Here is a 25703-nt window from a genome sequence, read left to right as displayed (position 1 = left end):
TGGGAAATGAGTTTATGATCATGGTTAATCAAAATATTTTAATCCTTCGCCCAAAATTTAACATATTTTTGGCTATTTTTATCAGGCTTTTCTTAACATTCAACACTTCTGCTTTATATCACATTTTCTATCAGTAGGATTTATTGCTATAAAATCATCAGATTTTTGATTAGTGATAATTTATTGTCTTAATTATAACTAATTAAGTAAAGCATGGCAATGTTTGGATACGAAATTTACAAAAGTAAAAAAATAAAACTAGAGCGAATTTTTTGGCTGTGTGATTGCCAAAAAGCCAGTAGGTATGCAGCAGTTAACGAAAGTGTTATTTCATTGAATGACTGCTTCCCCATCCATGCAGACAAAATTATAGTGGATTTAGAGCTAACGCTCGTATACGACAATACAATTGCCGTACTACCATGCCAACATACTTATACTTTGGTGAAAACGAATTTTTTCTAAATGGCATCATCAAACAACTAAAAACCCACATCCTAGATCAACAATGGGCAAACTTTAACTATACAGAATACCCTCCAGAATCTAAAGAAACCATTCCTCAAGCATTATCCGATATCATGACACCACCAGTTGGGAGTGGAGGAAGATTAGTACACCAACAGCACATTACTGGGAGTTTGTACAAAAGAAATCTTGTTGCAGTTGGAGTCCATTCTCCCCAAAATTCCTTCAACAAATACCCGGTTTTTCAGTTGTCACCTCCTAAAAGCTGACACTTTTTGAACTTTAAAATATCTAAAACCCTTTACCTGTAGAGTTTTCAGATTTATTTAGCAAGCCCTAGTTATTAATTAAATCCTGTACATCCTCAAATCCTGGACATCCTGATTCAGACAAAAAAGGATTAAAGAATGAACAGGATAAAGTATTTAATTAAATCCTGTAAATCCTCAAATCCTGTACATCCTGATTCAGACAAATTACACAGAACTTAATTGTTTTTCTGCCACTTTAGCCTCTGGACTGTCAGCTTCAGATGGTGGTACTAACTGCCAGAATTTGGGTAAATACTCTGGCCAATTAGCGATAATTTCCAGAGCTTTGGGTGAACCAGTTTTATCAGCGTGGGTTTTAATTAAATCATACAACTGTTTTTCACCCACATCACTCACAACCCGCTGCACCTTGACAATAGCATGATTCACTAAAGCTGGGAAATTACCCGTTTCATCCAAGAAATAAGCCAAGCCACCGGTCATACCCGCACCAACGTTGCGGCCAACCTTACCCAGAACAACAATCACACCACCAGTCATATACTCGCAACAGTGATCACCGGCCCCTTCAATTACGGCTGTACCTTTGGAGTTCCGCACCGCAAACCGTTCTCCGGCCAACCCATTAGCAAATAATACCCCACCAGTTGCACCATAAAGGCAAGTATTACCCACAATCACATTTTCCCCTGGGTTATAAGTCGCATTGGCTGGGGGTTTAATCATAATTTCCCCACCGTTCATACCCTTACCTACATAATCATTAGCTTCCCCTACTAGATTAAGAACTACACCATCTAGATTAAATGCGCCAAAACTTTGCCCCACACTGCCTTGGAAATTCAGGTTAATTTGCCCTGTAAAGCCTTTGTCACCGTATTTATGAGCAATTACCCCAGTTAACCTAGAACCGACGGTTCTATCAGTATTTACGACGGTGTAGGTTTTATTAATTGTCCCCTGATCTTCAATCGCAGCTTGGATATCTAAATCAGCTAGTAATTGATCATCTAAAACTGGTCCATTACTGTGAACTTTCTCATGTACCAACCAACTACGATTAACTCTTGTATCTGGTAACTTAGTTAAACAATCTAGATTCAGCGCTTGAGTTTTATTCAATTTGATTTCGGGACGCACCGTTAATAAATCAGCCCGGCCAATCACTTCTGATAGAGAACGATATCCCAATTTAGCCAACAGACTCCGCACCTCTTCCGCAATGAAGTAAAAGAAATTTACAACATGATCAGGAATACCAGTAAACCGTTTCCGCAATTCTTCCTTCTGAGAAGCTACACCGACGGGACAATTATTAGTGTGGCAAATCCGCGCCATAATGCAGCCTTCCGCAATCATCGCTATTGAACCGAATCCGAACTCCTCAGCACCCATTAACGCGCCAATTAGGACATCCCAGCCGCTTTTCAGACCACCATCTACACGCAAGATAACGCGATCGCGTAACCTGTTTTCCATCAATACCCGATGTACTTCTGTTAAACCCAATTCCCAAGGACTACCAGCGTGTTTAATAGAAGACAGTGGTGATGCACCTGTACCGCCGTCATGTCCCGAAATTTGGATAATATCGGCGTTAGCCTTAGCTACACCTGCTGCAATTGTCCCAATTCCGATTTCTGCCACTAATTTCACCGAAACTTGAGCTTTAGGGTTAATTTGGTGCAAATCAAAAATCAACTGTGCTAAGTCTTCAATGGAATAAATGTCATGGTGGGGTGGTGGTGAAATTAAAGTTACACCGGGTTTAGAACGCCGCAACATAGCAATATAGGGGCTTACCTTTGGTCCTGGTAGTTGTCCACCTTCTCCCGGTTTTGCACCTTGGGCGATTTTAATTTCAATTTGTTTAGCTGTGGCTAGATATTGGGGCGTTACGCCAAACCGCCCTGACGCAACTTGCCTAATGGCACTTGCAGCGGTATCACCATTTCTTAGCCCATGCAAATGGGGGAAAGTAGGAGACTTACCAGCAGTATCAACATCATTCAAAGCGTTATAACGAACAGGATCTTCCCCACCTTCACCAGAATTAGATTTACCACCGATGCGATTCATAGCGATCGCTAAAGTTTCATGTGCTTCTCGTGATAAAGCTCCTAAGGACATCCCACCTGTACAGAATCGCTTAACAATATCCTGAATTGACTCTACCTCTTCTAAAGGAATCGACGCGCGTTCACTGTGAAAATCTAGTAAATCACGTAGCGCCGTCACTGGTCTACCTTTAAGATGCTGTTTATAAACTTCATAATGGTCATATTGTTTACCATTAACCGCCTTATGCAGTGACTTAGCTAATTCCGGGTTATTACTATGATATTCACCACTGGGACGGTATTGAACAAAACCTAAGTTTTCCAACTTATTAGCCGTCAATTCTGGGAAAGCTTTACTGTGGAACGATAGCACCTCTTGTGCCAATTCACTCACACTTAAACCACCAATGCGAGAAGTTGTCCCCCGGAAACCCAAAGCTAACAAATCACCACCAATACCAATCGCTTCAAATATTTGTGCTGCTTGATAACTAGAAAGCAGGGAAATTCCCATTTTTGAGAGGATTTTCAGCAAACCCGATTCTATAGCTTGACGATAATTTTCGATGGCTTGGTTTAAAGTTAAAGTAGCAATTTTGCCCTTAGTCATAAACTGCTGAGTTTTCGGTTCAGCCCACCAAGCACTGACAGTATCTAAAGCCATATAGGCACAAACAGCACCCGCACCATAACCCAACAGACAGGCAAAATGATGGGTACTCCAACATTGAGCAGTATCCACAATTAAGGATGTTTTCATCCGTAACCCTTTGCTGATTAAGTAATGGTGAACCGCACCAATAGCTAATAAAGGAGGAATATAAGTATATTCCGCAGCAATACCTGTACCTGTACGGTCACTTAAAATTAAGATCTTCGCACCAGCCCGCACCGACTCAGCCGCTTGTTCTTGCAAAGATTCCACGGCTATTTTTAACCCATTTGGTCCTGTAGCAATGGGAAATAAAGTTGATAACTCAGCCGTAGCAAATCCTGACAACTTAATTGCTTCTAACTCTGTTTGAGTGACAACGGGTGACTCTAACTTGAGTCTGCGGGCGTATTCTGGTTTAGGTTCTAATAAATTCCCCTTTTCACCCAACTCCACAGTTAGAGACATTACCAGCTTTTCCCGTAAAGGGTCAATAGCTGGGTTGGTAACTTGGGCAAAGCGCTGTTTAAAATAGTCATACAGCAAATGGGATTTTTCTGACAGCACAGCCAAAGGAATATCATCACCCATACAGAAAGTCGCCTCTGCACCAGTGCTGGCCATGGGGTGAATCACCATTTCCACATCTTCTATAGTATAACCAAAGGCAATTTGCTGTTGTAATAAGACTTGGGGATCAATTTTGTTAGTAGTCAGTTGTTCGTTGTTCGTTGACAAATACCCATTACCGTTACCATTGCCATTAACTACAGACTTACCCTGCACTAATTGACTCAATTCTAAACGATGCTGTCTCAACCATTCCCCGTAAGGATGTTGTTTAGCAATACGTTGTTTAATCTCCCAATTTTTCAGAATTTCCTGGGTATTTAAATCCACCGCAATCATTTGTCCAGGACCGAGTCTACCTTTTTCGAGAATATTCTCTTCTGGAAAGTCTACCACTCCGGCCTCAGACGCAACCACAATATAATCATCTTTGGTAATCACATAACGGGCAGGTCTTAACCCATTGCGGTCCAATGTCGCCCCAACTTTTTTACCATCACTAAATACTAACAGCGCTGGTCCATCCCATGATTCTTGTAACCCGCTGTAATATTCATAAAAATCCCCAACTTCTGGATATTCAGCCAAAGAAGGTTGATTTTTGTAGGCTTCGGGAACCATCATCATTAACCCTTCTAAGGGGCTGCGTCCTGAACGTACCAATAATTCCAATACATTATCTAAAGTAGCGGAATCACTATTATCAATATTTACTAGTGGTTTGAGTTCATCAAAACGATTATGCCAAATCGGATGACTGAGGGTAGCTTCCCGTGCCATCATCCAATTAATATTCCCCAATAAGGTGTTAATTTCTCCATTGTGACCTAATAACCGCATCGGTTGAGCTAAAGGCCATTTAGGCATGGTATTGGTACTAAAGCGGCGATGATATACCGCAAATGCACATTTAAACCCAGGATTTTTTAGATCTTCATAAAAATCCCCTAACACAGCGGAACGCACCATACCCTTATAGACAATGGTTCGACTAGATAAGGAGCATACATAGAAATCTTCAGAAATTCTCCTCCCCGCTTGCATAATGCGTTTACTCGCAATATACAATTCTCTTTCCAACTCATCACCGCTTTTATCAGCACAATAAATCACAACCTGTTCTATATGAGGTTGATTCTCTTTTGCTTGCACCCCTAATACTTCTGGACAAACTGGAACTACTCGCCAGCCCAGTACAGTTAATTTTTCTTCTGTTGCTATTTGCTCAAATGCAGCTTTGGCAGATTTAGCGGCTGTTACATCTTGGGGAAAAAATATCATCCCCACCGCCATATTACTGAGATTGGCAAAATCAATTATACTACTGTTTTCTTGTGCTAATAATTCCCAAGGAATCGCCGTTAATATCCCTGCACCATCACCGGAATCCTGGTCAGCACTACAGCCCCCTCTATGTTCTAAGCAAGTTAACGCAGTTAAGGCCTGATCTAAAATTTCATGACTGGCAATATTTTGACGATGGGCAATAAACCCAACTCCACAAGCATCTCTTTCTTCTACTAACCACTTTTGTCCTGGGTATGTATCTTGAAAATTATCTGACACTGTAGGCTGACCCTGATTTAATGATTGATGACTCATACTTTATTCCTGAAATGTTGAGGTACAGATATTGTTATTACTACTAGAGGGAAATTTCCTCAGTTTTGGCACTGGATAAAAATACATAATTACCAAAATTTAGATATAACAATTTTAGTTTGAGCTTGACATTTAGCCAAAGCTATATTACCAATGCCTATCTATTTTTTATTTGTTAAACGCACTGTAAAAACAAACTACCTTAATCCAGAACAACCTATAAATCCAACAGTTTTTGAAGTTTTTTGCTAATGGTCTACACCATGCAAGAATATTCTGGTTCTTGGCTGATTGCTGACAGTTAAATATTCACCTAAATCAACCTTTTTTACTATATGCCCATTTGACAAGTCCTAAAATATATCTGTGTTTTGCTTATATTTTCACTGCTTATTCATTACCCACCACAGCAACTGGAAATTTCAGATTTAAATCTCCAAATCCAAAATCTTAGAGATTGAGGTAGAGTCTGCGAATTTCAGTTTTAACCCCTAAGACTATCCGCATAGTCCCCAGGATGAGTTTGTATTATTTAAAACAATTACAGTTATATTTTTAACATGATAATTGTTTTTGCTCTGTACAAGAGACAGAAACCCAATATGTATAGTATCACGATTATTTCTAGAAAAGATAATTATTTTTTAAATTTCCTGATAAATTTTCCTGGCATTGGGTTTTGTATGATAGCAAAAGTAGTTCACTTTTAAAAATGGCCAGTCAATGATCCTCAAAATGCTTAATTCTGTGTTACCACTACTATCAACAGCACTATATTTAACTACTACTCACGGGGCATTAGCTCAAAATATCCCCAGTTTACCAACTCCCGTGTCTACTTCTTCGAGTGCCGGTAATCAAATTATTCTCAATGGTAGGACCTTACCAGGAGCATGGTTACAGCCAAAACCAACCAGAACCGAGATACAAACCTATCTAAGTGATGGCGCGGTTAAGCAACTCATCGGTATAGATTTACTCAATAGTAGTAATCCTGGACAACAACCAGTACAATGGTTTTCAAGCTCCCTTGTTCTGAATACCAATCTCCGTGGAGGATATCGCTATTTAGATATTACTCAATTAGCGCTTAAACAAGGATGGAGAATTCAGACTAATGGGAACAGTTTAGTAATTTCTACTCCTCCTTCTCAACTCAAAAATATCCGTCTCGGTAAACTACCAACAGGAGATAGAGTTGTTTTAGATTTAGACATGGCCACTCCTTGGCAAGTTCGTCAAGAGTTACCAGTTAAAAAAGTAGTAGATCCTGATGAAATCATTTCTAAATCTACCACACCACCTCATCGAGAATGGACAATCATTTTAGATGGTATCGCTGACTCCGCTTTAATTCAACGTTATAACCCTCAACCTAATATACCAATAACACCCGCATCAATAATTCAAAAGGTGGAAGTGGTAAATAATCAAACAATTGTCCGGTTAAGTGTTCCCTTTGGTCAATCTCCACAGATTAGCACAATTCCCCAACCAAACCGCCTAGTTATTGACATTCAACCTGAGGCTTTAGTAGAAAAGAGTATTACTTGGGCACGGGGGTTACAATGGCGACAGCAGTTTGTGAGCCTAGGAACAGTTCGCTTTCCCGTAGTTTGGTTGGATATTAATCCTAGTGAAGTAGGATTAAGTATTAAACCCATAGTTACAAACCCACAAACACTCACTGGTACAGCCCCTTTATGGCAAACTGCTCAAAATTACTTAGCGGTAGCTGCAATTAATGGTGGTTATTTTAACCGTAATAATAAATTACCTTTAGGGGCAATTCGTCGAGATAATCAATGGCTATCCGGTCCAATTCTCAACAGAGGAGCAATCGCTTGGAATAATAACGGACAATTTTATTTTGGTCGTCTTACCCTCACAGAAACCTTAACCACCAATAATAATCAGCGTTTATCCATAGTCTTACTCAATAGTGGTTATGTTCAACGTGGTATCGCTCGTTATACATCAGCCTGGGGAAATACTTATACACCTTTAACTGATAATGAAAGTATATTGGTGATCGAAAACAATCAAGTAACTAATCAATTACCAGGAGGTAAAAGTGGTATAAATGCTATCATAATTCCTAAAAATGGTTATCTTCTTACCTTCCGTAGTGAAAAACCACAACTACCCATAGGTACAAAAGTTAATCTGACTAGCACCACCACTACACCTGAATTTAGTCGCTATGCTAATATTATTGCTGCAGGTCCTCTATTAGTTCAAAATCGACAAATAGTTTTAGACGGACAAGCGGAAGCATTTAGCCCCGCTTTTATGGCAAGTCAAGCAGTTCGTAGCAGTATTTGTACTAGCTCTACGGGTAATATTATTATTGCTGCTGTACATAATCGGGCTGGTGGTGGCGGTCCAACTTTAGCAGAACAAGCAAAATTAATGCAAACTATGGGTTGTATTAATGCCTTAAATTTAGACGGTGGTAGTTCTACTAGTCTTTATTTAAGTGGTCAGTTACTTGACCGTTCCCCCAATACAGCAGCGCGTGTTCATAACGGTATTGGTATTTTCCTAGAATCTGAATCTGTCAAACCCTAAATTAATTTTTAATGAAGACTTTGTGTAGACATATCAGTTTCAACAGAGGACTTTACTGATTAATGGTGAGTTTTGCTATCTTGAGCAAAGTAGCTAAATCTCATTGACTATTTAGACTAAAAATGGATTTGTTATGTCTCTGTTGTTCGTTGTTCGTTGTTAATTACTAATTACTGAGGTAACTATGGCTAAACTACCAGAAACCGTCCCTATTCATACCCCGTCCCTGCAACCGACAATTAATTCTAAGAATGTTGCAGCTACTGAATTACGTCCCTGGGGGTCTTTCACAATTTTAGAAGAAGGACGCGGATATAAAATTAAGCGAATTGAAGTCAAGCCCGGACATCGTCTCAGCTTACAAATGCACCACCACCGCAGTGAACACTGGATTGTTGTTTCTGGTACAGCTAAAGTAGTTTGTGGTGAACAACAAATCTTATTAAGCAACAATCAATCAACCTATGTCCCTCAATGTACAACCCATCGATTAGAAAACCCCGGTGTAATTCCCTTAATTTTAATTGAAGTCCAAAATGGGGAATATTTGGGAGAAGATGATATTATTCGCTATCAAGATGACTATGCCCGTTCTGAAAAATAGGCAATAGGTAAGAGGAAATTTTTTTTATTTCTGACCACTGACCACTGACTAATCTAAAAATTCCATGATTTATTTGAGTCCAGCAGCCATTAATGAGATTGAACGCTTAAAATCTAAACAACCATCAAATATTTTATTTCGCTTGCGGGTGAAATCTGGAGGCTGTGCTGATTGGTTTTATGATCTTGCTTTTGATACAACAGTACAACCCCAAGACCAGGTTTTAGAGTTGCAAAATCTTCGTGTAATTATAGACCCGGAAAGCCTCAATTACATCAATGAATTATCACTGGATTATTCAGAAGATTTAATGGGTGGGGGTTTTCGCTTTCATAACCCCCAAGCAACATCCACCTGTAGCTGTGGTAATTCTTTCTCTGTTAGTCAGTAGTTATTGGTCAGTAGTCAGTAGTCATTGGGTAAAAAATTTTCCTACTTTTTGCCTTTTGCCTTTAGCCTCTTGGCTGTTCTCCGTTGCCTGTTCCTTGTTTTCTCCCAAAATGATTGACAGAAAATCAGAAAAAAAGATATAATCAGGATTTGTTAAAACTTAGATCATAAAGCAGCTTCACGCGCTGTAACTCATGCCAACAATACAGCAGCTAATACGTAGTGAACGCGAACTAGCGCGTCAGAAAACAAAGTCCCCTGCTCTGAAAGAATGCCCTCAACGTCGAGGCGTTTGTACCAGAGTATACACAACTACACCTAAAAAGCCTAACTCAGCACTCCGCAAGGTAGCCAGGGTCAGACTTACCTCAGGATTTGAAGTAACAGCTTACATCCCAGGTATCGGTCATAACTTACAAGAACATTCCGTAGTTATGATTCGTGGTGGTCGGGTCAAAGACTTACCCGGAGTTAGATACCACATTATTCGTGGCACATTAGATACAGCCGGAGTTAAAGATCGGAAACAAGGCCGTTCCAAATATGGAACTAAGCGCCAAAAGGCAGGTAAAAAATAGGTAAGCGGCGGTTAATCGCCTCAAGAACGGTTAATCGTCCTACCTAAAACTGCATCAAAGAACCAGCAGGAACGAAATTTTAAAAAAAAATCAAACTGTATCTGGCATAAAACACAATTTGCATGAGTTTCTGAAGATAATCCTGTAAACGATAACAGCACTTTAATCTAAATTTTAAAGTTGATTACGTTGTCGTCTTCTGTGTCTGATGACTGAAATGAGTTAATTCAGCCTCCTTGCAATTGATAACGATAGCGTGGCGCAAGCCATAAACGAAAACTCAGGAAAAATCAGCGGCGAATTAAACTGCTTTTAGTCTCCTGTGTTCTGATAGCATATAATTTCGTGACCAAATTCCGTATTCAAGGATGAAGTATGTCTCGTCGTGGTGTTAGTCAAAGGCGTGCAGTCCCGCCTGACTCAGTGTATAACAGTCGCCTTATCAGCATGATGATGCGGCGGATAATGCGTCATGGCAAAAAATCAATTGCCGCAAGAATAGTTTATGATGCTTTGAAAACTATTGAAGAACGTACCGGTGGAAGTCCCTTAGAAACTTTTGAAAAAGCCGTGCGTAACGCGACCCCATTGGTAGAAGTAAAAGCTCGCCGGGTAGGTGGAGCAACGTACCAAGTACCCATGGAAGTGCGGACAGATCGCGGTACTACCCTAGCATTGCGGTGGTTAGTGCAGTATTCTCGTCAACGTCCAGGTAGAACCATGGCTGGTAGACTAGCTAATGAATTAATGGATGCCGCCAATGAAACTGGCAGCGCTATTCGTAAGCGGGAAGAAACACACCGGATGGCCGAAGCAAATAAAGCATTTGCACACTATCGTTACTAAACTAGGTAGAAAGGCGATATATCGTCTTTTCTGTTCAGCAATTCATATACAATGTGAATTGTCTGATGGCGAAGCCATAGTCTTTAATCAAACTATTACTGACGCGAAAACCAAGCAATCATAGTGATGGTTTTTTCAAAGCAAAAAGTGATATTGCGTTTTGCTAAAGCGTGAAAGCTTACTGAGGGATAACTGCTCCCATGCTCCCATTGAAGTAAGAAGTAAATATCTAGCTTTGTCTAGGATTTATATAGCAGATATCATGAGGGGAAAACGATAGGAGGTAACTGTGGCACGCACGAACCCGCTAGAGAAAGTACGCAATATCGGTATTGCGGCGCATATAGATGCGGGCAAAACAACGACAACAGAGAGAATATTATTTTACTCTGGGATCATTCATAAAATTGGCGAAGTTCATGAAGGAACTGCCGTTACAGACTGGATGGAACAGGAACGGGAGCGGGGAATTACCATTACTGCTGCCGCCATTAGTACCAGTTGGAATGATCATCAAATTAACATTATTGATACTCCCGGTCACGTAGACTTCACAATTGAAGTTGAACGTTCCATGCGAGTATTAGATGGTGTAATCGCTGTATTTTGTTCCGTAGGTGGTGTTCAACCCCAATCAGAAACAGTATGGCGACAAGCAGACCGCTATAAAGTCCCTCGCATTGCCTTTATTAACAAGATGGATCGCACCGGTGCGAACTTCTATAGAGTGCATGACCAGATGTGCGATCGCTTGCGAGCTAATGCCATTGCTATTCAACTACCTATTGGTAGTGAAACCGAATTTAAAGGGATTATAGACTTGGTGAAAATGTGTGCATATATGTACACCAACGACCAAGGAACTGATATCCAAACAATAGAAATTCCCCCAGATCTAGCCGAAAAAGCAGCCCAATACCGCGTCAAGCTGGTAGAAGCCGTATCAGAAACTGATGACACGCTGATGAACAAGTACTTCGAGGGCGAAGAACTGACAGAAGCAGAAATCCGTACTGCCCTCCGAAAGGGAACAATTGCTGGGACAATTGTACCAGTGCTTTGCGGTTCAGCCTTTAAAAACAAAGGCGTGCAACTGATGTTAGATGCGGTGATAGATTACCTACCATCACCACTGGAAGTGCCACCAATTCAAGGAACCCTACTCAACGGTGATCCTGTAGAACGTCATGCTGATGATGAAGAACCATTATCAGCCTTGGCATTTAAGATTATGGCTGATCCTTACGGTCGCCTGACCTTCGTTCGTGTTTATTCTGGTGTGCTGAAGAAAGGTAGTTACGTTCTTAACGTCAGCAAGAATAAAAAAGAACGGATCTCTCGGTTAGTGCTGATGAAAGCAGATGACCGACAAGACGTAGATGAACTACGGGCAGGTGACTTAGGCGCTGCTTTAGGATTGAAAGACACCTTGACAGGTGATACCCTTTGTGATGAAGGTTCACCAGTAATTTTGGAATCCCTATTTATTCCTGAGCCTGTGATCTCGGTAGCGGTTGAACCCAAAACCAAGAATGACATGGACAAGCTTTCCAAAGCACTGCAATCTCTTTCCGAAGAAGACCCCACCTTCCGGGTGCGTGTTGATCCAGAAACCAACCAAACCGTAATTGCGGGCATGGGAGAATTGCACCTAGAAATTCTCGTAGATCGGATGTTACGGGAATTTAAAGTAGAAGCAAACGTTGGTGCTCCCCAAGTGGCTTACCGTGAAACCATTCGCAAAGCCGTCGAAAAAGTTGATGGTAAATTTATCCGTCAGAGTGGTGGTAAGGGTCAGTACGGTCACGTAGTGATCAATTTAGAACCAGGTGAACCAGGTACAGGTTTTGTATTTGTTTCTAAAATTGTCGGTGGGATTGTACCGAAAGAGTACATCGGACCTGCTGAACAGGGCATGAAAGAATGTTGTGAATCTGGTATTTTAGCTGGATATCCACTTATTGATGTCAAAGCTACATTAATACATGGTTCTTACCACGACGTAGACTCTTCAGAAATGGCTTTCAAAATTGCTGGTTCTATGGCCATAAAAGAAGCGGCTACAAAAGCCTCTCCTGTGATCTTAGAGCCGATCATGAAAGTTGAAGTAGAAGTACCTGAAGACTATATCGGTAACGTGATTGGTGACTTAATCTCCCGCAGAGGACAGATTGAAAGCCAAAGCACTGAACAAGGACTTGCGAAGGTAGTATCGAAAGTTCCACTGGCAACCATGTTTGGTTATGCCACTGATATCCGGTCAAAAACCCAAGGTAGAGGTATCTTTACGATGGAGTTTAGTACCTACGAAGAGGTGCCTCGCAGCGTAGCTGAGGGAATCATCTCAAAAAGTAAAGGGAACGCTTAATTAAAAAAGGAAACGATTATTCATGGCACGCGCAAAGTTTGAAAGAACTAAACCTCACGTTAATATCGGTACTGTTGGCCACGTTGACCACGGCAAAACTACTTTAACAGCAGCTATTACCATGACCTTGGCCGCTATGGGTCAAGCTGTAGCTAAAGGCTACGACCAAATTGATAATGCACCTGAAGAAAAAGCTCGGGGTATTACAATCAATACTGCTCACGTTGAGTATGAAACAGCTAGTCGTCACTATGCTCACGTGGATTGTCCTGGACACGCTGACTATGTGAAAAACATGATCACAGGTGCAGCGCAAATGGATGGAGGCATCTTAGTAGTTGCAGCTACGGATGGTCCTATGCCCCAAACTCGTGAACACATCCTCTTGGCCAAACAAGTGGGTGTTCCTAGTCTGGTCGTCTTCTTGAACAAGGAAGATATGATGGATGACGAGGAATTGCTGGAATTGGTAGAAATGGAATTGCGGGAACTGCTCACCGACTATGATTTCGATGGTGACAATATTCCCATTATCAAAGGTTCAGGTCTACAAGCTCTCCAAGCAATGACCGCTAATCCCAAAACTCAGCGTGGTGAGAATAAGTGGGTAGATAAAATCTATGAATTAATGGATGCTGTAGATTCTTATATTCCCACTCCTGAGCGGGCTATAGACCAACCATTCTTGATGGCTGTGGAAGATGTGTTCACCATCACAGGTCGCGGTACTGTGGCTACTGGACGGATTGAACGCGGTGTCGTTAAGGTTGGCGATACAGTTGAGCTAATTGGCATCAGAGATACCCGCAGTACCGCAGTCACTGGGATCGAAATGTTCAAGAAGAGCCTTGATCAAGGTATGGCTGGTGATAATGCCGGTGTACTACTACGCGGTATGAAAAAGGAAGACATTGAGCGGGGTATGGTAATAGCTAAACCAGGCTCAATTACACCTCACACTCAGTTTCAAGGTGAAGTTTACGTTTTAACAGAGAAAGAAGGTGGTCGGAAAACACCATTTTTCGCTGGTTATCGTCCTCAGTTCTATGTGCGGACAACTGATGTAACAGGTACAATCAAAGCCTTTACCTCTGATGATAATAAAGATGTGGAAATGGTAATGCCTGGCGATCGCATCAAAGTAACAGTAGAATTGATTAACCCAGTTGCTATTGAACAAGGTATGCGCTTCGCTATTCGTGAAGGTGGCCGGACTATTGGTGCAGGTGTTGTCGCTAAAATCTTGAAATAACACTCACCTTTTTGCTCTCATGACCGAAAAGACGGGACACAAGCCCCGTCCTTCTAGGACGGCTTTATGTTAAAATTTGGTCATAGTCGCCATAGGGCATTGGGAGACTTTAAACGGACATGGAGGGACGATAAGACCACTTGTGGCGTGTTTCATTGAAGTGTCAAGAATCACCGCACCTTCAGGTCGGTGAGTATGTCAAAAAGGAGCGGAGATAAGTAATAAAATCTCTGCTCCTTTCTATTCCCATAAACAATTTTAAATTTTGGATTGGGGATGAAATTGAACATCTAAAATCTAAAATCTAAAGTCTAAAATTTACCGAACCTGGAAAACTAAAAATGGCAACTCTACAGCAGCAGAAGATTAGAATTCGCTTAAAGGCATTTGACCGACGTTTATTAGATACATCTTGCGAGAAGATTGTAGACACCGCTAACCGCACCAACGCGACAGCTATCGGACCAATTCCTTTACCAACAAAACGCAAGATATATTGCGTACTAAGATCACCTCACGTAGATAAAGATTCCCGTGAGCATTTTGAAACCCGCACCCATCGTCGGATTATTGACATTTATCAGCCTTCTTCTAAAACTATTGATGCACTTATGAAGCTAGATTTGCCTTCAGGTGTAGATATTGAAGTCAAATTGTAAGTTTGTCAATCGTTGGTGGTCAGTGGTCAGTGGTCAATCGTCAGTGGTGAAGAAAAAACAACTGACAACGAACAACTGACCACTGACATTTAGGAAGCTCTGGGAAAATTTATCTCAGGGCTTTTTATTAACCATAAAACATCATGGTAAAATAGAAACCAAGTGCGGGAAAAATAGCCAACAATATATTTTAAGAATAAAATTTATACTCAAATAACCATGACATCCTCCTCTAAAATTGCCGTGCGTGAATTACCTCTATTTCCATTACCCGAAGTAGTTCTATTTCCTACCAGACCATTACCCCTACATATCTTTGAATTTCGCTACAGAATCATGATGAATACGATTTTGGAAAGCGATCGCCGTTTTGGCGTATTGATGATTGATCCCACCAAAGGTACAATTGCTAATGTGGGTTGTTGTGCGGAAATTCTCCATTATCAACGACTACCCGATGACAGAATCAAGCTATTAGCTTTAGGACAACAAAGATTTCGAGTTTTAGAATATGTCCGGGAAAAGCCCTACCGCGTCGGTTTGGTAGAATGGATCGAAGATCAATCACCAGCTAAGGATCTACGTCCTTTAGCTTCTGAAGTAGAACAACTATTGCGGGATGTAGTGCATCTTTCATCCAAATTAACAGAACAGGAGATTGAACTACCAAATGATTTACCAGACTTACCCACAGAACTATCTTATTGGATAGCTAGTAATCTTTATGGTGTCGCTCCAGAACAACAAGCATTACTAGAAATACAGGACACAGTTGCGCGTTTAGAACGAGAAGCGGAAATTCTTACCTCTACTCGTAATCATCTAGCAGCACGCTCTGTTCTTAAAGATACGTTTAGTGATATAAGCTAAACAGTTAAGGATAAATTGACATCTGGATAAGCGAATATAATCCAAGGTTTTATAGCTGAAGTAGAGAGTATAGGGTTATTTAATGGGTGTAGTTTACTGTTAAGACCACTCATAAACAACAAATATGACTTTTTACAACATTTTTTAAACTTCTTGGCACAATTCTGATTTTTTGTGTAATCATTAAAGGGTGGGAATTAATTCGGCGGTGATGTTTGTGGTTAGTATTGACAGGCTTTCCCTTTTAGTATTTACAGACCTTTCTCCGAAATCTAAATCTCTACACTCTTATGATTTTGGAAATATTCTATGTCAATTTACGTGGGTAACCTCTCTTACGAAGTTACACAAGATGCGCTAAGTACAGTTTTTGCAGAGTACGGTTCTGTAAAACGTGTTCAACTTCCTACAGACCGTGAGACAGGTCGCTTGCGCGGCTTCGGTTTTGTAGAAATGGGTACTGACGCTGAAGAACAGGCTGCTATTGATGCTCTTGATGGTGCTGAATGGATGGGTCGTGATTTAAAAGTTAACAAAGCAAAACCTAAGGAAGACAGAGGTCCTTCCGGTGGTAATCGTGGTGGTGGCTACGGTGGTGGCGGTGGCGGTGGCAACCGTGGCGGCGGTAATCGCTATTAGGCTAAATTTAGCTAAAATCTTTTAGTGATTGAGTCTTGAAAAGATTACCTATTCCGTTCGCGGGGTGGGTAATTTTTTTAGTCATTCCCAAATTGCAATGCAAATCCTAGTAATACGTCCTCTCCAGACAGAAATACAGGAAATTGAACAATTTCTACAGGTTTTCCCAGTTGGTAAATTTCTATTTGTTGATTTTGGGTCAATTAATCAACGCAATTGTAAGCCGTTATTTATATATTCGGTGTATTTTACCTGCTTTTATAATTAAATCAGCTTCACTAGGTTCGCTTTCTTCTCCTACTGGAGGCACAATAATTCATTCTGCTTGTGCATTATTGTCCATACAGAGTTGATAAAACTGCTCATCTGTCAGGCTAATAACTGGATCTAGGTTTCAGATGACAGTATTAATTAATACTAAAATAGTACACTTGTTCTAAGAAAATCTAACTTTATTGCTTGAGAACTAGATTTACACACTTTAATAATTTTGTAGTTCTCAACAAACTGTACTAATAGCGCTGGTATCGAGAAATTAAGTACAAATTATTGTTGCTTTATTTATCTGGTACGTGCTAGACTTTAAAGCATATGCACCCAAAAATCAAAAATGCCACTCCAATAGAAATCGGGGTGCTGGTCGACCATGGATTGTGTATTGACAACCTAGTGAGGAGAACTCAGTTGCTGAAACACTACGCTTTCGTCTTAGTGGCTTTGGCTCTAATTAGCTACATTACTTTCAATCTAGCTAACACAGCGAAATACACAGATTCCACTGTTAACCGAGTGGAATCTATTGTTACTATCATTAAACAGAAGTAAATTTAGTTTTTTGCAGAAACATCGGTTTTCTTCTGTATCAAATTTAATTTTAATAAGGGTGGACTTATCTTATACAGGGGGTCTGCCCTTTTTTTATTTAAACATTTGACTTATATGTAAATCTTTGACTTATGTAAATCAATATAGCAAGAAAAAAATAATATGTCAAGCGTTTATATAAAATATTGTTCTCGTTCCTAGTCTCTGACTAGGAACGCAGTTGATGAGGCTCTGCCTCAAGTACCAGCACAAAATCGGGTAAAATGGCTTGTATTCTGGGATTGGAGGCAGAGCCTCCTGGTAGGCATTCCCAGCCGGAGTCTGGGAACGAGGGATATATTTTTTATTTTCTTAAATATCGTATTCAGATCACCTTTGTCTGAACTCCAAAAATGCGATGCTTAGGGACAGGGAAGCGATCGCTTGTAAATGGTAAACTGCAAAAGTCCGCCTAAAAATCCTATAAACTGATTAAGCAGTGACAGATCGAGTCAACTTGAGTATCATTTGTCATATTAGCAGCATTGCTCAATTTACCAGATTCTAAATCATTCCATATTTCTTCAGCCATAGGTTTTTCAATAGCTGCACCAATGAAAAATGTATGTGGTGACAAATCAATTTGAGAAAATGCCTTCCATATTCGAGATAAAGCAGTTCTCGCTGTTTTCCAATATTCATCAGCACCAGCAGGATCAATTCCTCCTTTTAATTCCCCCAGTGCAATATAAAGATTGGGAATTTTATAAATTGCAGGAGAAATTTGTTGATAACCACAGTTGAAAAGACACACATCAATATTACTTTTGACTAAAGGAACTGTCAGATTATAAATTATGGCTCTATTTTTATTACCAATAGACCAACTTAAACCCTTCAAATATAAATCTATTCCTGCATCTTCTTCCGTCATCGGAATCCATGTTTTAGTTGTAGAATGTAACCAATAATAAGGAATATTAGCAAGTGCAAGATTAGCCAAAATTGCGCGAGTTAATTTACGCTGTGCTAACACTCCACCTACATTCCTCATTGAACCACCTAGCGTATCTCCTCTTGTTAGCAAAAATCTATAAATTAATTCTTCTACAAAATCTGAACCTGCTGGTTCTAAAAACTCCTTAATTAACCCTTGAATAGCTTGTATTTTATCCTGTGGCTGTAAATAACCTGCGGCTTTATCGGAAACTCCAGATGCAGCTAATAAAGCAGGTTGTATTTCTATCAGATTCATTAAATCAGCAGGATTATTAACTTGAGAAGCAATAGTTTTTAATACTCTTGCTTGATCAATAAATGGTGTAGCTCGACGGTTTCTTTCAATAGCTAAAGCAACAAAACCAGCCCTAGTTTTTTCATAAGCTGTTACTAAATCAAGACCTGTATTTAAATGATTTTTATATGCCAATTTCAGTTACCTTAATTTGATTAAATTAAACTTTTCTCCAAACATAAACGCACTTTCTCAGTGCATCACGTCCATGTATACCCATTTGTTGACTACTATTACCTTTAGTGTTGGGTAAAACTAAAATATTTTCTACTTTAAATCCCAGATACTCAGCTATATTCGATAGAATCATATCCACTGAAATACTCACACCAGCATAACGCACATTATCATTAATCATAAACATCAACCCTTGTGGTTTCATGACTCGATAACATTCATAAATTATACAAGCCATTTCATAAAAATAACCTTTTACCATTCTCGGAATACCATTATTATTTAATTGTTTTTGTAATTTTTGTTCTTCCAAATATTGTAAAATTGCTTGGAGTAATTTTTGCTGATCTGTAGCCAAAATAGCATTTAACCATTGAGAATTAATTGCTAATAAATCTTTCGGTCTATTCTCAACCGTACAGCTTAACATTTGTTGTCTAAGATTAACTATTTCTTCTTGTCCTACTCCTAACAAAGCAAGTTCTAAAGCATAAGTTCTAGTGTAATCATAACGGTTACAATAAGGAGGAGAAGTAAGAATTACATCATAATAAGAATTTGGCAATTGTGGCATTATATCTAAGCTAGAACCTGTAAACAAACGAATCCCACCTTGTTTAGTTTTACTGGGAAAAAGTTCACCTTGTTGACTCCCAGTTTGAATATCTGCTAAAATTTCCGTAATTTTAAAACTAATTGCCTGTTTAAAGCTGAGAATTTCTCCTTTATTAAAAGGTATATTACCTTGTTGACGACTAGAACGATAATCCCAACGTAAATATTGTCCATCTTTGCGAGTGTAACTAATTGCTTCTAAAACACATAATAGTGCAAATTGTAATACTTGCTTGATTCTACAATTTTCATTTTGGTAAGCACCGATATATTTTTGAATTTCGTTTAATGTTTCTTGAGGATATGCACCTGTCGTAATTTTTATTTCTTGAATAGTTTGTTGATTTTTTGATTTCTCCCAAGGAAAATTTTTAGACCAATATAGAATTTTTGTGAAATCATCTGCTGTAAATTCTTGTTCTAAAATGAGCCTAGTATTTATAATTTCTTTTCCAATAGATAGTAATTCAATTCCATCAGCATTTAATCCTATATTACTAGCTGCAAATAAAGTTGTTCCACTACCAGCAAAAGGGTCTAATATTTCGCCAGATTTGATTATATATTTATCTAGTAAATATTCTACCAATGAAGCAGAAAAAGCTTCTTTATATTTGTACCATCGGTAAATAGATTTAAGTTTATTAGCCTGAAAACTAACAATCTTGCGGTTGAGAACATCTTCTATGCAAAATTTATTAGCAAAGTGCTGGTATAGTTGGGTGTTAAGATTTTCAATTTCAATATTTTGTGTTTGATGATTTGGTGTTTGAGGTTCTAATTGTTGAAAATGAAGCATTATTTAAAGTGATTAAAAATATTAGCAGACATTTTACATCATAGCATAAAAAAATTACCCCTCTATCTAATTCTAGAGGGTCCAAGACGTAAGGTGTTAATAATAACTCGCTGATTCTCGTTCCTAGTCTCTGACTAGGAATGCAGTTGATGAGGCTCTGCCTCAAGTACCAGCACAAAATCGGGTAAAATGGCTTGTATTCTGGGATTGGAGGCAGAGCCTCCTGGTAGGCATTCCCAGCCGGAGTCTGGGAACGAGCAATTTTAAACCGTACATAACTATTTTGTTTTTTGCAAGGTTAGTAATTATAGCATCAAAATAAAATTTATGAGATATTTTTTTTATTTTCCTGTATACTGTATTTACATCACCTTTGTCCAAACTTCAAAAATATGATGCTTGGGGACAGGGAAGCGATCACTTGTAAATGGTAAACTGCAAAAATGCGATCACAGGGAATAATTGATTATGCCACTTTTAATGCTTTTTCAGGTAAAGAAATTGGTTCTGGTAAAGATTTTCCCTGTTCTTGATACCATGCAATCAAAGATTCAATTACTTCCTGTCCATGTTTTGCAGCTTCAGCATAGCTTTTTCCATGAGTGTGGAATTGTTGCCAGGGAAATTCGGGTAAATGTACTAAATAGAATTTATCTTCATCTGACCATTGAATAACCATACTGTAGCGATAGTTCATTTTTCCTCCTTTAGTTTTTCCAACTTCTGCAAAACATGATTTACTTGTTTTTCTATATATTTTAGTGCATCATCTCCATCATTTCCTGATATTGTAATTGGTTGTTCAGGTATTAATGGGTGAGTCCAAAAACTATGACTACCTTTAGCAGGACGGTAAACAAACCCAGCCTTTGATAACATTGTCTTTAACTGTCTAATTTTTTTAGGCATTCATCCTTAATTTAGTTGTTTTTGTTAAAAATATTTATCTGTAATTTGCTGTATATTTAGGTGGGTATTACCCACCCTACTAATTAATAATAACTCGCTGATTTGCGATAATGCACCGCTGTGACACCATCTTGATTTAAGACTTTACCATCATCAACAGTAGCATAAACCAACCAATGATCACCTGCTTCCATCCGACTTTGTACAGAACATTCCAGATACGCTAAAGCACCATTGAGAATAATTCCGCCATTATTAGTTTCTTGAATGTCCAAACCAGCAAATCTATCTTGACCCGGAGTGTAAACTTTCATAAACTGCTTGCGGATTTCTCTCCCTTCTGCTAAAATATTAACGACAAATTGGTTATTTGTGTGAGTCATATTTTCCATAGCTCGGTCTTTAGCAACCGCAATAGTTAAACCAGGCGGATTAAAACTGGCTTGTGTCACCCAAGAAGCTAACATTCCCGTTTTAACATCTCCTTGAGTTGCTGTAACTACACACAAAGAACCAACAATCCGCCCTACTGCTTGTTCGACATTTGTAGCAGGTTGTTTAGCAACAACTAATTTTTTTGCCGCTTTTTTCAATGCTTGGGCAAAATCAGTTCCCGCTTCTTCGCAGGTTTGTAATGTGACTTCATTAGGTTTGAACTTGACGCGAATGGTGTCAAAACCAAATCTGTATCCTGCGTCTTTAAGTTTACCTTCAATTAAATCAACCGCTTCTCCACTCCAACCAAAAGAACCAAATACCCCCGCCAATTTATTATTAGTCGCAGTTGAGAGAACTATTCCTAAAGCTGTTTGTACTGGTGTGGGTGCGTGTCCTCCTAGGGTGGGAGAACCTATGACAAAACCAGCAGATTTTGCAATTGCGGCTTTGATTTCTTCCGGTTCAGTAAATTCACAGTTGATAGATTCGACACTTACACCAGCTTTTGTAATGCCGCGAGCGATCGCTTGTGCTAAAGTTGCAGTATTACCATAAGCTGAGGCATAAATTAAAGCTACAGTCATATCAGCGGAAGTTTGCTGTTTAGTCCATTCTCTGTAACCCTTGGTAATATCAATTAAACCATAGCGTACCATTGGACCATGACCAGTAGCGTACATTCGCACCGGCAAATCTGCTAATTTATCTAAAGCTGTTTCGACTTGTTTAGCGTGAGGTGCCATTAAACAGTCAAAATAATAGCGTCTATCTTCATTAAACACCTCCCAACCTTCATCAAAAACCTGATCTGAGCAAATATGCGCCCCAAATAGTTTATCAGAAAATAAGATTTCTGTTTGCGGGTCCCATGTACAAAGTTCGTCAGCGTAACGGGGGTTAGGAGTGGGAATAAATTGTAAATGGTGTCCTTTACCTAAATCCAGGGTATCTTCCCCCCGCATGACCAAAATTGATAAATTCTGATTTTCCAAAGCAGCCCGTAAATTTATCGCTCCTGGGTTAGAACAAACAAAGGTAATTTGAGGTGCAATTTCTAGCAAAGCTTTTAACGTCGCAGCCCGGTTCGGGTTAACGTGACCAAGGATCACATAATCAAGATTTTTGACATTAAACCGCTGTTGTAAGGCTTGGAGGTAAATTTCGGTAAAAGTTTCGCCAGGGGGGTCAAGAAGGGCATTTTTATCGCCTTGGATGAGATAAGAATTAGCCGTTGTTCCCTTAGCTAAAGCATATTCAATTTCAAATCTTAATCTTGCCCAACTGCGCGATCGCAGTATTATGGTATCTGTACCAATGGGCAATATTTGTACATCACGGGGTTTAGTGGTCATTAGTCAGTGGTCATTAGTCAGTGGTTAGTTGTCAATTGCTTTTAATAATGATTTCCGACTTTTCGGTGGTGTACTGCTGTCATAGCATCGGGATTTGATACTCTACCCGCGTAAGCTGTGCTGTATACTGCCCAGTGATCACCACAGTCCATACGGCTAACTACTTCACATTCTATATATGCTAGAGCATCTGTAAGGATAGGTGCGCCATTTTCCGCAGGTTGGGTTTTCACTCCTTGAAAACGGTCTGCACCAGGAGCAAATCTTTTTAAGAAATGTTTCATTAATAGTTGATAGTTGCCTTCTTCGAGTATATTAAGAACGAAGCGATCACCTACTTGCATCAGTGATTCTATTGCCCGATCTTTAGACACTGCAATAGAAAAGCCCAAGGGTTTGAAACTGGCTTGACTGACCCAGGAAGCTAACATGGCACTGGATACATCACCCTTTTTAGCTGTGATAATATATAAACCGCCGCTAATCCTACCCAAAGCTTTATCTAAGTCAGCACCAAGAGATTTCATAGCTTTGATGCTTTTGTCTCTTGTCACCCATTGTCCTAAATCTGTCCCCGCTTCTTCACATTTTTTATAAGTGTTAGCTGTGGGTGTTTCCCGAATTTCAATTACGGGAAAAGATACGTGCAACCCTAAAGCCCGGAATTTATTTAACAGCGGATAGGTAGGTTCATCATCTCCTCCACCGGTTTCAAAAATACCAATGGCTTGTTTTTCTTTGGCTGAACCTAAAATTGTACTTAAGGCCGCTTGAATGGTAGAATTAACGGAAGCTGGAGGCATTCCTACGACTAAACCCGTACAACGTCCTACGAGTTCCCGCAGCTCTTGTAATTCGTTGACACTGGCTAAATCTGTTATTTCGACAGCCACACCGGTTTTAGTAATCCCATTCGCTATAGATTGGGCAATGCGATCGCCAAAACCGTACTCGGAGACGTAGAATATTCCTACAGGGGTTTCTGCTTTGGTTTGTCCTTGACTCCAATGGCGATAACGGCTTGTCAATTCTTCGACATTGTGATATAATAGGGGACCATGACCAGTGGCAATCATGCGAATGGTTTTTAATTCTGCCACGCGCTTCATTGCAGACAGGACAGAACGGGCATTGGGTCCCATTAAACAATCATAGTAATATTGAAAATCGGCTTCAATGGCTGCTAAATCGTCATCAAAGGTACTTTCTGAGCAGTAGTGTAACCCGAAAGCGTCGCAGGTGTAGAGAATTTGGGTTTTGTGGTCAAAGGTGAAAATGGTATCAGGCCAGTGTAAATTCGGAGCAATGACAAATTCCAATTCATGGCCATTGCCTAAATCCAAGCGATCGCTATTTTTAACAATTTTACGCTTAAATGGTTGGTGTACCAAATCTTCTAAAAACTGAATTGCCACTTTTGACGCAACAACGGTTATATTAGGAGCAAGTTGTAATAAATCTTTTACTAACCCGCTGTGATCTGGTTCAGTGTGACTAACAATTAAATAATCAATATTTTGGGGATTAATTAAACCCGTGAGAGTATCAAAATAAAGTTGACGAAATTTTTCATGGGAGGTATCAACTAGGGCTATTTTCTCACCACGAATCAGAAAAGAGTTATATGTTGTGCCATTTTGCAAACCAAACTCAATATCAAAGCGATCCCTGTCCCAGTCTAAAGAGCGAATTGCGGTAGTATTTTCACTGATGTCTATAGTATTTATAGTCAAGCGTTTCTTTAACTTTTCCGTGAGCAATACCATAACGCCCTCCTTAATAAATTGAGTATTTATGCCTTTAACCATTGTGGCACAGGTTGAATATTAATTTTTATTAAAAAACCTATGGCTAAGTTAAGAAAATTCAATTGATGATTCCCGCTTCCATAGTTACTCATTGTCAATTAAAATTTAGGGGCAACTTCCCTCCGGTTGTTTTCCTCAACAAAAAACAATCACAAGGCTGTTACCCCTACATAATATCAGAATTGTTAATTATTTCTCAATTCATTATTCAGCAGTTACCAAATCAGTGCTACCTTTGGTACGTTTACGGGTTATAGCATTGTAAACCATAATACCAATGGCTTTAATTAAATTACCTTCCAACTCTTGGAACATCTTCATATTTAGACCAAAAGCGGCATTTGCTTCTTCAGTAATACGATCACCTGTAGTATCATCAATAGGCATAGCATCTAAATTGGCTCGATACTTAGCTTTAAATGCCTTCTCATCGGTAATATCTGCAAACTCATAAAAAGCAGTTCCTTCACCTTCACCCAGCTTCATTGCCGTTTGGGCAATGCCTTTGAGAATTTGCCCCCCCGATAAATCACCTAAATAACGAGTATAGGAATGAGCAATTAATAATTCTGGTTCGGTAGTGGAAATTTCCCGAATCCGGTTGACATAAGCCGCACCCGCAGAAGATAATTTGATTTCCTCCCGCCAATTATAACCATAGTAATAATGAAGATCCTGTTCTAAAGTATACTTACGGTTCAGTTCAGGAAAATATATTTTACCGAGAATTGGGTGATACTGGTGTTTTTCCATTTCCTCTTCCATAGCTGAGTAAATGAAATAAAAATTAGCAACCAACTTGCGGTAGGAGTTTTTTTCCACAACTCCTTTTAAAAAACACCTGACAAAACCCACGTTTTCTGCCATAGTGTGTGCTTTCTTCGTACCTACACGTAATTTGCTTGCTAAATTGCTGCTCATATTAAAATTCTCAACTGTAAAAAAATTAACCGTGGGGGTTTTTTATTCATAATGGTGAAAAAACCCCATTAAAACGTAAGATTAAAACTATTTGATGAGAATTTATATTAAAAATCATTAAGCAATGAGTTCATTTGGTGTTTCATCAACGTCAACAATCATGGAAGAAAATGCTATTCTCCTGT

20 protein-coding genes are annotated in these 25703 nt (G+C 39.4%); 11 read left to right on the top strand and 9 right to left on the bottom strand.

Annotated elements, in window-relative coordinates; translation table 11 throughout:
* The first annotated feature begins 422 nt into the window (after nucleotides 1–422).
* Complete coding sequence (locus H6G44_RS09560) at nucleotides 423–737, top strand: hypothetical protein (RefSeq protein ID WP_242031694.1); 315 nt, start codon at nucleotides 423–425, stop codon at nucleotides 735–737.
* Between the two features lie 207 nt (nucleotides 738–944).
* Here H6G44_RS09560 and H6G44_RS09555 read toward each other — a convergent pair whose 3' ends face one another.
* Entirely contained in the window at nucleotides 945–5624 is a 4680-nt protein-coding gene (locus H6G44_RS09555; RefSeq protein ID WP_190386181.1) for a glutamate synthase-related protein, read from the bottom strand.
* Between the two features lie 735 nt (nucleotides 5625–6359).
* On the opposite strand from H6G44_RS09555, the gene H6G44_RS09550 reads away from it, so the two are divergent.
* From H6G44_RS09550 to H6G44_RS09505, 10 genes are all read left to right on the top strand, one after another.
* Nucleotides 6360–8195: a phosphodiester glycosidase family protein gene (locus H6G44_RS09550; protein WP_242031695.1), complete on the top strand. Its 1836-nt coding sequence runs from the start codon at nucleotides 6360–6362 to the stop codon at nucleotides 8193–8195.
* Nucleotides 8196–8379: 184 nt separating this feature from the next.
* Nucleotides 8380–8799 (top strand): cupin domain-containing protein, encoded by a 420-nt coding sequence (locus H6G44_RS09545; protein ID WP_190386183.1) that lies wholly within the window; start codon nucleotides 8380–8382, stop codon nucleotides 8797–8799.
* Nucleotides 8800–8863: 64 nt separating this feature from the next.
* Nucleotides 8864–9190: a HesB/IscA family protein gene (locus H6G44_RS09540; RefSeq protein WP_190386184.1), complete on the top strand. Its 327-nt coding sequence runs from the start codon at nucleotides 8864–8866 to the stop codon at nucleotides 9188–9190.
* Nucleotides 9191–9383: 193 nt separating this feature from the next.
* Complete coding sequence (rpsL, locus tag H6G44_RS09535) at nucleotides 9384–9767, top strand: 30S ribosomal protein S12 (RefSeq protein WP_028085100.1); 384 nt, start codon at nucleotides 9384–9386, stop codon at nucleotides 9765–9767.
* A gap of 375 nt (nucleotides 9768–10142) precedes the next feature.
* On the top strand, nucleotides 10143–10613 hold the full coding sequence (gene rpsG / locus H6G44_RS09530) for a 30S ribosomal protein S7 (RefSeq protein WP_027402058.1): 471 nt from the start codon (nucleotides 10143–10145) through the stop codon (nucleotides 10611–10613).
* Between the two features lie 289 nt (nucleotides 10614–10902).
* Complete coding sequence (fusA, locus tag H6G44_RS09525) at nucleotides 10903–12981, top strand: elongation factor G (protein WP_190386185.1); 2079 nt, start codon at nucleotides 10903–10905, stop codon at nucleotides 12979–12981.
* A gap of 22 nt (nucleotides 12982–13003) precedes the next feature.
* Nucleotides 13004–14233 (top strand): elongation factor Tu, encoded by a 1230-nt coding sequence (gene tuf / locus H6G44_RS09520; protein WP_190386186.1) that lies wholly within the window; start codon nucleotides 13004–13006, stop codon nucleotides 14231–14233.
* Between the two features lie 341 nt (nucleotides 14234–14574).
* Nucleotides 14575–14892 (top strand): 30S ribosomal protein S10, encoded by a 318-nt coding sequence (gene rpsJ / locus H6G44_RS09515; protein ID WP_015113498.1) that lies wholly within the window; start codon nucleotides 14575–14577, stop codon nucleotides 14890–14892.
* Between the two features lie 219 nt (nucleotides 14893–15111).
* Entirely contained in the window at nucleotides 15112–15762 is a 651-nt protein-coding gene (locus H6G44_RS09510) for an LON peptidase substrate-binding domain-containing protein (RefSeq protein ID WP_190386187.1), read from the top strand.
* A 309-nt stretch (nucleotides 15763–16071) separates the two neighbouring features.
* The gene (locus tag H6G44_RS09505) at nucleotides 16072–16401 is read left to right on the top strand and encodes an RNA recognition motif domain-containing protein (protein WP_190386188.1); all 330 of its coding nucleotides are present in this window, start codon (nucleotides 16072–16074) and stop codon (nucleotides 16399–16401) included.
* A gap of 77 nt (nucleotides 16402–16478) precedes the next feature.
* On the opposite strand, the gene H6G44_RS20625 is transcribed toward H6G44_RS09505, so the two are convergent.
* The 8 genes from H6G44_RS20625 to H6G44_RS09470 form a co-directional block, all read right to left on the bottom strand.
* Entirely contained in the window at nucleotides 16479–16604 is a 126-nt protein-coding gene (locus H6G44_RS20625) for a hypothetical protein (protein WP_313885302.1), read from the bottom strand.
* Between the two features lie 1082 nt (nucleotides 16605–17686).
* The gene (locus tag H6G44_RS09500; protein WP_190386189.1) at nucleotides 17687–18634 is read right to left on the bottom strand and encodes an AvaI/BsoBI family type II restriction endonuclease; all 948 of its coding nucleotides are present in this window, start codon (nucleotides 18632–18634) and stop codon (nucleotides 17687–17689) included.
* 25 nt (nucleotides 18635–18659) lie between these two features.
* Nucleotides 18660–20090 carry a DNA methyltransferase gene (locus H6G44_RS09495; protein WP_190386190.1) on the bottom strand — a complete coding sequence of 477 codons (1431 nt, stop codon included), beginning with the start codon at nucleotides 20088–20090 and terminating at the stop codon, nucleotides 18660–18662.
* 466 nt (nucleotides 20091–20556) lie between these two features.
* Nucleotides 20557–20787: a type II toxin-antitoxin system HicB family antitoxin gene (locus tag H6G44_RS09490; protein ID WP_190386191.1), complete on the bottom strand. Its 231-nt coding sequence runs from the start codon at nucleotides 20785–20787 to the stop codon at nucleotides 20557–20559.
* Nucleotides 20784–20999, bottom strand: a complete 216-nt coding sequence (locus H6G44_RS09485; RefSeq protein ID WP_190386192.1) for a type II toxin-antitoxin system HicA family toxin — start codon at nucleotides 20997–20999, stop codon at nucleotides 20784–20786. Before H6G44_RS09485 ends, H6G44_RS09490 begins: the two co-directional genes overlap by 4 nt.
* A gap of 83 nt (nucleotides 21000–21082) precedes the next feature.
* Nucleotides 21083–22789 carry a diflavin flavoprotein gene (locus tag H6G44_RS09480; protein ID WP_190386193.1) on the bottom strand — a complete coding sequence of 569 codons (1707 nt, stop codon included), beginning with the start codon at nucleotides 22787–22789 and terminating at the stop codon, nucleotides 21083–21085.
* Between the two features lie 41 nt (nucleotides 22790–22830).
* A complete protein-coding gene (locus tag H6G44_RS09475) occupies nucleotides 22831–24555 on the bottom strand; it encodes a diflavin flavoprotein (protein ID WP_190386194.1) in 1725 nt (574 codons plus the stop codon).
* A gap of 246 nt (nucleotides 24556–24801) precedes the next feature.
* Complete coding sequence (locus H6G44_RS09470) at nucleotides 24802–25518, bottom strand: biliverdin-producing heme oxygenase (RefSeq protein WP_190386195.1); 717 nt, start codon at nucleotides 25516–25518, stop codon at nucleotides 24802–24804.
* Nucleotides 25519–25703: the final 185 nt, after the last annotated feature.

It is taken from the genome of Aphanizomenon flos-aquae FACHB-1287 (assembly GCF_014698755.1).
Taxonomy (GTDB): domain Bacteria; phylum Cyanobacteriota; class Cyanobacteriia; order Cyanobacteriales; family Nostocaceae; genus Dolichospermum; species Dolichospermum flosaquae.
Note: the sequence above shows the minus strand (reverse complement) of the source record. Positions and strands in the feature narration are given on the sequence as shown.

Coding starts and splice junctions, on each gene's coding strand:
- H6G44_RS09560 (WP_242031694.1), top strand. CDS start 423: ATGCCAACATACTTATACTTTGGTGAAAACGAATTTTTTCTAAATGGC.
- H6G44_RS09555 (WP_190386181.1), bottom strand. CDS start 5,624: ATGAGTCATCAATCATTAAATCAGGGTCAGCCTACAGTGTCAGATAAT.
- H6G44_RS09550 (WP_242031695.1), top strand. CDS start 6,360: ATGCTTAATTCTGTGTTACCACTACTATCAACAGCACTATATTTAACT.
- H6G44_RS09545 (WP_190386183.1), top strand. CDS start 8,380: ATGGCTAAACTACCAGAAACCGTCCCTATTCATACCCCGTCCCTGCAA.
- H6G44_RS09540 (WP_190386184.1), top strand. CDS start 8,864: ATGATTTATTTGAGTCCAGCAGCCATTAATGAGATTGAACGCTTAAAA.
- rpsL (WP_028085100.1), top strand. CDS start 9,384: ATGCCAACAATACAGCAGCTAATACGTAGTGAACGCGAACTAGCGCGT.
- rpsG (WP_027402058.1), top strand. CDS start 10,143: ATGTCTCGTCGTGGTGTTAGTCAAAGGCGTGCAGTCCCGCCTGACTCA.
- tuf (WP_190386186.1), top strand. CDS start 13,004: ATGGCACGCGCAAAGTTTGAAAGAACTAAACCTCACGTTAATATCGGT.
- rpsJ (WP_015113498.1), top strand. CDS start 14,575: ATGGCAACTCTACAGCAGCAGAAGATTAGAATTCGCTTAAAGGCATTT.
- H6G44_RS09510 (WP_190386187.1), top strand. CDS start 15,112: ATGACATCCTCCTCTAAAATTGCCGTGCGTGAATTACCTCTATTTCCA.
- H6G44_RS09505 (WP_190386188.1), top strand. CDS start 16,072: ATGTCAATTTACGTGGGTAACCTCTCTTACGAAGTTACACAAGATGCG.
- H6G44_RS09495 (WP_190386190.1), bottom strand. CDS start 20,090: ATGCTTCATTTTCAACAATTAGAACCTCAAACACCAAATCATCAAACA.
- H6G44_RS09490 (WP_190386191.1), bottom strand. CDS start 20,787: ATGAACTATCGCTACAGTATGGTTATTCAATGGTCAGATGAAGATAAA.
- H6G44_RS09485 (WP_190386192.1), bottom strand. CDS start 20,999: ATGCCTAAAAAAATTAGACAGTTAAAGACAATGTTATCAAAGGCTGGG.
- H6G44_RS09480 (WP_190386193.1), bottom strand. CDS start 22,789: ATGACCACTAAACCCCGTGATGTACAAATATTGCCCATTGGTACAGAT.
- H6G44_RS09475 (WP_190386194.1), bottom strand. CDS start 24,555: ATGGTATTGCTCACGGAAAAGTTAAAGAAACGCTTGACTATAAATACT.
- H6G44_RS09470 (WP_190386195.1), bottom strand. CDS start 25,518: ATGAGCAGCAATTTAGCAAGCAAATTACGTGTAGGTACGAAGAAAGCA.